Raw genomic sequence first — 8686 nt, forward strand, 5'->3', positions numbered from 1 at the left:
TAATTTACTTTAAACAATAGAATGGCAATTATCTTCATAAGAATGTATATAAAAAATAATGCAATCATAAATAAACACGAACTATAATAACATAAAATTATAAAATGTTCGACTAATAGTTTTAATATTAAGGATTAAGTGGTATAATTTATGTAAATAATAAGAATTAAATAAGAGTTTAAATAGGAGTGTGTGAATATGAAGAGTGATATACAAATAGCTCAAGAGGCTAAAATGGAACCTATAACTAAGATTGCAGCTAAATTAAATCTAACAGAAGATGATATTGAACAATATGGAAAGTATAAATGTAAGTTATCATTAGATATATTTAATAAAAATAAGTCTAATAAAAATGGGAAATTAGTATTAGTTACTGCAATAAACCCAACTCCTGCTGGAGAAGGTAAGTCAACAGTTACAGTTGGGCTTGGGCAAGCTCTTTGTAAAATGGGGAAAAATGCAGTTATAGCATTAAGAGAACCATCACTAGGTCCTGTATTTGGAATAAAAGGTGGAGCAGCAGGTGGGGGTTATGCACAAGTTGTTCCAATGGAAGATATAAATCTGCATTTTACTGGTGATATGCATGCTATAACTAGTGCTAATAATTTATTAGCAGCTGCTATAGATAATCATATACATCAAGGTAATGATTTAAGAATTGATTCAAGAAGAATAGTATTTAAAAGAGTAATAGATATGAATGATAGAGCTCTAAGAAGTATAGTCGTTGGATTAGGCGGAAAATTAAATGGTTTCTTAAGAGAAGATGGATTTATGATTACTGTTGCTTCAGAAATTATGGCTATACTTTGTTTAGCAAATAGCTTGTCAGATCTTAAAGAAAGAATGGGTAATATACTTATTGCATATGATTTAGATGGTAATCCAGTATATGCAAAGCAATTAAACATCCAGGGTGCAATGACTTTGTTAATGAAGGATGCTATAAAACCAAATTTAGTTCAAACATTAGAAAACACTCCTGCAATAATTCATGGAGGACCTTTTGCTAATATAGCTCATGGATGTAATTCTATAATTGCTACTAAAATGGCATTGAAATTAGGGGATATAGTAGTAACTGAAGCAGGTTTTGGCGCTGATTTAGGAGCAGAAAAATTCCTAGATATAAAATGTAGATATGGAGATTTAGAACCTAATTGTGTTGTTATTGTTGCAACAGTTAGAGCTTTAAAGAATCATGGTGGAGTTCAGAAGGATATGCTAAGCACACCAAATTTAGAAGCATTAACAAAGGGAATAGGAAACTTAGAAAAGCAAATTGAAAATATTAAAAAGTACAATGTGCCAGTAGTAGTTGCAATTAATAAATTTGTAAGTGATAGCGAAGAAGAAATTGCTTTTATTAAAGATTATTGCAAGAAGTTAGGAGTTACAGTAGCTTTATCTGATGTGTGGGCAAAAGGTGGAGAAGGGGGAATAGAATTAGGGGAAGCGGTATGTAATATACTTGAAAATGAAGAAGCTAATTTTAATCCTATTTATGAAGTTGAAGCTAGCATTGAAGATAAAATAAATACGATCGCTAAAGAAATCTATGGGGCTAAGGGAGTTGTATTTACTGCTAATGCAAAAAAACAAATTGGTGAGCTTGAAAAGTTCGGTTTAGACAAATTACCTATTTGTATGGCAAAAACTCAATATTCTTTATCAGATAATCCAAATTTAAAAGGTAGACCAGAGAACTTTGAAATTACTGTTAAAGAAGTAAGAGTATCTAATGGAGCAGGATTTATAGTTGTATTAAATGGTGATATTATGACTATGCCAGGTCTTCCTAAAGTACCAGCAGCCAATAATATGGATATTCTAGAAAATGGGGAAATAGTAGGATTATTTTAATATATGGAATTTACAACACTTGACAAATAATCTGTAATTGTTAAAATTAAATTGTTAAATTTGTTGAGGTTATATTTTTAAACACAAGGCAGCTTTTAAAGCTGCTTTTAATTGTATTAAGGTGGTGCTTGTATGATACTAGTAGTTGACGTTGGTAATACTAATATTGTTTTGGGAGTATATAAAGGTTCAGAGAATATTGTAGGATGGAGAATTTCAACAGATGCAAAGAAAACATCAGATGAGTATTCCATTCAAGTAATGCAACTTTTCAATCAAAGTGGTTTAAATTATAAGGATGTAAAAGGGATAATAATATCATCAGTTGTTCCTAATATAATGCATTCTTTAGAAAATATGATAAAAAAGTGCTTTGAAATAAATCCTATAATAGTAGGACCAGGGGTTAAGACTGGGATTAATATAAAATATGATAATCCTAAGGAAGTAGGAGCAGATAGAATTGTTAATGCTGTTGCTGCTCATGATAAATACAAACAAGATTTAATAATAATAGATTTTGGTACAGCAACTACATTTTGTTCCTTAACTAAGGAATCAAATTATTTAGGTGGATGTATAACTCCAGGAGTAAGAATATCTTCGGATGCTTTATTTGATAGAGCAGCTAAGCTTCCTAGAGTTGAACTTGAGACCCCTAAAAAGGTAATATGTAAAAATACTATATCTAGTATGCAAGCAGGTATAATATATGGGTATATAGGACAGGTAGAATATATAGTTAGAAAAATGAAAGAAGAAATGAAGGATTTTGGTTGTGATGAACCTTTAGTAGTAGCAACAGGTGGATTAGCAAATTTAATTGCAAGGGAAACTGATGTTATAGATAAGGTGGATTCTAGTTTAACATTAGAGGGGTTAAGAATAATATACGAAAAAAATAAGGAGTAGTATAATATGAAAATTGGTAATCTAGAATTTGAAAATAATGTTTTTCTAGCACCTATGGCAGGAGTGACAGATATATCATTTAGAGGATTATGTAAGGAAATGGGATGTGGCTTAGTTTATACTGAAATGGTAAGTGCTAAGGCTCTATACTATGGAAATGATAATACAAAATCACTGCTTAGAATTTCAGAAGAGGAAGCTCCTGTAGCTATTCAGATTTTCGGTAATAATCCAAAGATAATGGCTGAAGTTGTACAAAAAAACTTTAATGATAGACAGGATGTTTGTCTAATTGATATAAATATGGGATGTCCTGTGAATAAGATAACTAAAAATGGAGAAGGATCAGCCCTTATGAAGCATCCAGAATTAGCAGCAAACATTGTAAGGGAAATTAAAAAAGTTTCTACAAAACCAGTTACAGTAAAGTTTAGAAAGGGTTTTGATGAAGGTAGTATAAATGCCGTTGATTTTGCAAAATTTATTGAAGATGCTGGTGCTGATGCTATAGCAGTACATGGAAGGACTAAAGAACAAATGTATGAAGGTAAGGCAGATTGGGATATGATAGGAAAGGTAAAAGAAGCTGTTTCTATTCCTGTAATAGGTAATGGAGATGTTTTTACTGCAGAAGATGCCTTAAAATTAAAAAATCAAACTAATTGTGATGGAATAATGGTTGCAAGAGGCAGTATGGGTAATCCTTGGATATTTAAACAAATAGAAAATAAATTAAAAGGATTAGAGCCGCAAGAAATAACTTATTCAGATAAAATTGATATGTGCTTAAGACATTATGAGTTAGCAATTAAATATGACGGTGAAAGAAAAGCCATAAGAGAAATGAGAAAGCATGCTTCTTGGTATTTAAAAGGAATGCCTAAAAGCAATGATATAAAAGCTATAATAAACTCATTAGATGAAAGTGCTGCCGTAATTGAAGTATTAAATAACTACAAAATTGAATTACTAGAAGTTTAAAATAAATAGTAATATTAATTTGAATATAAAAAAATTTTATGAATAAATATATTAAAAACAAGAATAATATATATCTGTTGACTGATATAAGGTTTTTTTACGAATATAGAACTTATATTCTAGATTGGTTGACAGATATTATTTGCTGATTTATAATGTTTTAAATGATTTTGACAATATAAAAGTTATTGTTAGTTTTTTTGAATAAAGTAGAATTTGAAGGGGAGAAAATCATGAGTGAGACTAAAAAATTCGTAATGACATACGAAGGTGTAAAAAAATTAGAGGACGAATTAGAATTCTTAAAAAGTGTAAAAAGAAAAGAAATAACTGAAAAGATAAAAGTAGCATTAGGCTATGGAGATTTAAGTGAAAACTCAGAGTATGATGAAGCTAAAAATGAACAAGCATTCACAGAAGGTAGAATCATACAATTAGAAAATATGTTAAAAAATGCTGTAGTTGTTGACGAATCAGAAATACCTACTGACAAAGTAGCAGTTGGAACTATAGTAAAAGTTAAAGACTATGAATTTGATGAGGAAGTTGAATATTCATTAGTAGGTTCAGCAGAAGCAGATCCTATGAATTATAAAATATCAAATGAATCACCAGTAGGAGCAGCACTATTAGGTAAAAAGGTTGGAGAATTAGTAGAGGTTTTAGTACCAGGAGGAACAAACAAGTTCGAGATTTTAGGAATAAGAAGAGAGTAACGGAGGGATATTAATGTCAACTGAGGAAATAAATATACAAGAGTTGGAATCTCAGTTTAATGAACAAGAAGCTTTAAGAAGAGAAAAGTTATTAGAGCTACAAAGGGAAGGAAAAGATCCTTTTGATGTTTACAAAGTTGAAAGAACTCATATGTCAGAAGAAGTTAAGGCAGATTATGATAATTTAGAAGGCACTATTGTAACTGTAGCTGGAAGAATTATGTCTAAAAGAGGGCAAGGTAAAGTTGTATTCTCAGATATCCATGATAGAGATGGAAAAATTCAATTATTCATTAAAATAGATGAAGTTGGAGAAGAAGCTCTAAAATCATATAAGACTTACGATTTAGGAGATTGGGTAGCTGCAACAGGAGAAGTTTTTAAAACTAAGACAGGTGAAGTATCTGTAAAAGTTAAAAGCTTTGAATTAATATGTAAATCTTTAAAACCATTACCAGAAAAGTGGCATGGATTAAAGGACCCAGATCTAAGATATAGACAAAGAGAAGTAGATATGATATCTAACCCAGAAGTTAAGCAAAACTTTATTAAAAGAGCTGCTATATTAAAGGGAATTAGAGAGTATTTAGATAATAAAGGCTTTATAGAAATTGAAACACCTATGCTTTCACCAATAGCAGGTGGTGCTTCAGCGAGACCTTTTATAACTCACCATAATACTTTAGATATTGATATGTACCTTAGAATAGCTCCAGAATTATATTTAAAAAGAGCTATAGTTGCAGGTTTAGAAAAAGTATATGATATGGGAAGAACTTTCAGAAATGAAGGAATGTCAGTAAGACATAACCCAGAATTCACTATGATAGAATTATACCAAGCTTTTGCTGATTATAATGATATGATGGAAATTACTGAAAATATGATTGCGTATGTATGTGAAAAAGTAAATGGAAGTACTAAGGTTATGTATCAAGGTACAGAAATTGACTTTGCACCACCATGGAGAAGAATAACAATGGTTGATGCAGTTAAAGAACATACTGGAATTGATTTTAATTCAATAGCAACTAACGAAGAAGCTCAAGCTATTGCTAAAGAAAAGAATTTAGAATTTAAGAAGAACTTAGCTCATGTTACAAAGGGTGAAGTTTTAAATTCTCTATATGAAGAATATTGTGAGCAACATATGATTCAACCAACATTTATCTGCGATTATCCAGTAGAAATATCACCTCTTACAAAGAAAAAGAGAGGAAATGATATGTTTACTGAAAGATTCGAAGGATTTGTATTTGGTAGAGAAATATGTAATGCATATTCAGAACTAAATGATCCAATAGTTCAAAGAGAAAGATTTAACCAACAAGAAAAAGAGAGAGAACTTGGTGATGATGAAGCTTATATGATAGATGAAGAATTTATGAGCGCATTAGAAACAGGTATGCCTCCAACAGGTGGATTAGGAATAGGTATAGATAGACTTATAATGTTCTTAACAGATTCAGCATCTATAAGAGACGTTATAATGTTCCCAACAATGAAACCAGTAAAGTAAAATATTAAAGGAGTTGCAAAAGCAACTCCTTATTATTTTATAAAAATAATTTTATAGCCCTTAACCCTTGAAAAATAGGAGATTTAATTAAAAAATTATAGTTAAATACAAATTAATAAGAAAAATTTTAATAAAAAACACTTGCATTATTAATAAAACTTGATATAATAACAAATGTAGCAAATAATCCGCGATAGCTCAACGGTGGAGCACTCGGCTGTTAACCGATAGGTTGGAGGTTCGAATCCTCTTCGCGGAGCCATTTTAATTTTAAAATTATTTAGAGTATTCCGTGGTAGCTCAATGGTGGAGCACTTGGCTGTTAACCGATAGGTTGGAGGTTCGAATCCTCTCCACGGAGCCATTTTAATTTTAAAATTATTTATAAAATATTCCGTGGTAGCTCAATGGTGGAGCACTCGGCTGTTAACCGATAGGTTGGAGGTTCGAATCCTCTCCACGGAGCCATTTTATAAGAGTTTTATAAGAGTAGATAAAATATCTATTGTTATAAAACTCTTTTTTAATATCTATCTTTATAATATATATAACTAATCAATAAATATTTATTTAGAGATGCAAATAAAAAAGCGTTGACATATAAATGGCTTTTGGTAAAATGAATATATGAATTTAATAAACACTAAGAGAAAGAGGAGTAAACTTATATTTTATTTTAGAGAGACGATGAATGGTGAAAATCGTTATAAGGTTAAGTTGAAGGGCGCTTTTGAGTGTTATGATGTTGAAAGTTGGGCTAGAGCCAAGAAGGGTGGAACCGCGGAATAGAAATTTCGTCCCTTTAGGTTTAGGGCCTTTTTTTATTATAAAAAATTGGAGGTATTAAAATGGCAGTAGAAAAAACTATGGAAAAAATCGTTGCTCTTTGCAAAAATAGAGGCTTTGTATTTCCTGGATCAGAAATTTACGGAGGACTAGCAAATTCTTGGGATTATGGTCCGCTAGGAGTTGAATTTAAAAACAATGTAAAAAAAGCTTGGTGGAAGAAATTTGTTCAAGAAAGTCCTTATAATGTTGGAGTAGACTGTGCTATATTAATGAATCCAGAAGTTTGGGTAGCTTCAGGTCACGTTGGAGGCTTCTCAGATCCTTTAATGGATTGTAAGGAATGTAAAGCAAGATTTAGAGCAGATAAGTTAGTTGAAGATCACATGACTGAAAATGGTGCTGAAGTAGCAAGTGCTGATGGATGGACTAATGAACAATTAAAAGAATATATTGAAAAGAATAATATTGTATGCCCTAAGTGTGGAAAAATGAATTATACAGATATCAGAAAGTTTAATTTAATGTTTAAGACTTTCCAAGGAATCACAGAAGATTCAGCTAGTACAATATACTTAAGACCAGAAACTGCACAAGGTATATTTGTTAACTTTAAATCTGTTCAAAGAAGTTCAAGAAAGAAGGTTCCTTTTGGAATCGCTCAAATTGGTAAGTCTTTCAGAAATGAAATAACTCCAGGAAACTTTACTTTCAGAACTAGAGAATTTGAACAAATGGAATTAGAATTTTTCTGTAAGCCAGGAACAGATTTAGAATGGTTTAAATATTGGAAGGATTATTGCTTTAATTTCTTATTAAATTTAGGTGTTGATGAAGCAAACTTAAGAATGAGAGATCATGGTGAAGAAGAATTATCATTCTATTCAAATGCTACATCAGATATAGAATATTTATTCCCATTTGGATGGGGTGAATTATGGGGAATAGCTGATAGAACAGATTATGACCTTAATAAACATCAAGAACATTCTGGTCAAGATATGAGCTATTTAGATCCTACAACTAATGAAAAGTATGTTCCTTATGTAATAGAACCATCTTTAGGAGCAGATAGAGTTGCTTTAGCTTTCTTAGTGGATGCTTACGATGAAGAAGAATTAGAAGGTGGAGATGTAAGAACAGTTATGCACTTACACCCAGCACTAGCACCATATAAAGCAGCAATTTTACCGCTTTCAAAGAAGCTTTCAGAAAAAGCTTTAGATGTATATGCTAATTTAAGCAAGAAGTTTAACTTAGAATATGATGAAGCTGGAAGCATAGGAAAGAGATATAGAAGACAAGATGAAATAGGAACTCCTTTCTGTATAACTATAGACTTTGATACTTTGGAAGATGAAGCTGTAACTATAAGAAATAGAGATACTATGGAACAAGAAAGAATTAAAATATCTGAATTAGAAGCTTACATTGAAAAAAGCTTAGAATTTTAATTATAGAAGGGAGCTAAATATAGCTCCCTTTTGTATTTACTAAATATAAGTGTTATAATTATAAAAAATAGGGACAGACTTAATTAATGTAAATATACTTGCTAGCAATTTACTAATATATATTTATTAGCAAAATAATAGTATATTAATATAATATTTTTATATAGATATGGTTGGAGGAAAAATATGAAAAAACCATTTAATGAATTTAAAGAATATATAAAAGGTAAAAAGGTTGCTGTTGTAGGGATAGGGGTTAGTAATATACCACTTATAAGATTTCTAGTTAAACTTGGAGCAAAAGTAACAGCCTTTGATAAGAAGAACAGAGAAGAATTAGGTGAGGTAGCTAATGAGTTTAATAATCTATCTGTAGTATTAGAGTTAGGAGATAATTATTTAGATAGGCTTACAGGTTTTGAAGTTGTGTTTAAAACACCTTCTATGAG

The 8686-nt window shown here is 30.7% G+C and carries 7 protein-coding genes, 3 tRNA genes and 1 other annotated feature (1 of these 11 only partly in view); all 10 genes read left to right on the plus strand.

Features of this window, described 5'->3' with window-relative positions; genetic code table 11:
• Positions 1-198 precede the first annotated feature (198 nt).
• Positions 199-1869, plus strand: a complete 1671-nt coding sequence (locus tag ACFYH6_RS01130; protein WP_416179840.1) for a formate--tetrahydrofolate ligase — start codon at positions 199-201, stop codon at positions 1867-1869.
• A 132-nt stretch (positions 1870-2001) separates the two neighbouring features.
• Positions 2002-2781: a type III pantothenate kinase gene (locus tag ACFYH6_RS01135; RefSeq protein WP_316344404.1), complete on the plus strand. Its 780-nt coding sequence runs from the start codon at positions 2002-2004 to the stop codon at positions 2779-2781.
• A 6-nt stretch (positions 2782-2787) separates the two neighbouring features.
• Complete coding sequence (dusB, locus tag ACFYH6_RS01140; RefSeq protein WP_416179841.1) at positions 2788-3762, plus strand: tRNA dihydrouridine synthase DusB; 975 nt, start codon at positions 2788-2790, stop codon at positions 3760-3762.
• Between the two features lie 233 nt (positions 3763-3995).
• Positions 3996-4478, plus strand: coding sequence for a transcription elongation factor GreA (gene greA / locus ACFYH6_RS01145; protein ID WP_291628846.1), 483 nt, complete (start codon positions 3996-3998; stop codon positions 4476-4478).
• Positions 4479-4491: 13 nt separating this feature from the next.
• Entirely contained in the window at positions 4492-5997 is a 1506-nt protein-coding gene (gene lysS, locus ACFYH6_RS01150; protein WP_316344406.1) for a lysine--tRNA ligase, read from the plus strand.
• Positions 5998-6184: 187 nt separating this feature from the next.
• Positions 6185-6259 (plus strand) — tRNA-Asn (locus ACFYH6_RS01155).
• A gap of 27 nt (positions 6260-6286) precedes the next feature.
• A tRNA-Asn gene (locus ACFYH6_RS01160) sits at positions 6287-6361 on the plus strand.
• A 29-nt stretch (positions 6362-6390) separates the two neighbouring features.
• Positions 6391-6465, plus strand: a tRNA-Asn gene (locus ACFYH6_RS01165).
• A gap of 168 nt (positions 6466-6633) precedes the next feature.
• Positions 6634-6802: a binding site (T-box leader), on the plus strand.
• A 43-nt stretch (positions 6803-6845) separates the two neighbouring features.
• Positions 6846-8237: a glycine--tRNA ligase gene (locus ACFYH6_RS01170; protein WP_291706690.1), complete on the plus strand. Its 1392-nt coding sequence runs from the start codon at positions 6846-6848 to the stop codon at positions 8235-8237.
• A 186-nt stretch (positions 8238-8423) separates the two neighbouring features.
• Positions 8424-8686, plus strand: the start of a protein-coding gene (gene murD / locus ACFYH6_RS01175) for a UDP-N-acetylmuramoyl-L-alanine--D-glutamate ligase (protein WP_416179842.1). The gene runs 1117 nt beyond the window's last position; the window shows 263 of its 1380 coding nt (coding positions 1-263); the start codon lies at positions 8424-8426; its stop codon lies beyond the right edge, outside the window.

Source organism: Clostridium sp. HCS.1 (genome assembly GCF_047900555.1).
In the GTDB taxonomy this organism is placed as follows: Bacteria; Bacillota; Clostridia; order Clostridiales; family Clostridiaceae; genus Clostridium.

Excerpts from the sequence above, each read along its gene's own strand:
- ACFYH6_RS01130 (WP_416179840.1), top strand. The coding sequence starts at position 199 with ATGAAGAGTGATATACAAATAGCTCAAGAGGCTAAAATGGAACCTATA.
- ACFYH6_RS01135 (WP_316344404.1), top strand. The coding sequence starts at position 2,002 with ATGATACTAGTAGTTGACGTTGGTAATACTAATATTGTTTTGGGAGTA.
- dusB (WP_416179841.1), top strand. The coding sequence starts at position 2,788 with ATGAAAATTGGTAATCTAGAATTTGAAAATAATGTTTTTCTAGCACCT.
- greA (WP_291628846.1), top strand. The coding sequence starts at position 3,996 with ATGAGTGAGACTAAAAAATTCGTAATGACATACGAAGGTGTAAAAAAA.
- lysS (WP_316344406.1), top strand. The coding sequence starts at position 4,492 with ATGTCAACTGAGGAAATAAATATACAAGAGTTGGAATCTCAGTTTAAT.
- ACFYH6_RS01170 (WP_291706690.1), top strand. The coding sequence starts at position 6,846 with ATGGCAGTAGAAAAAACTATGGAAAAAATCGTTGCTCTTTGCAAAAAT.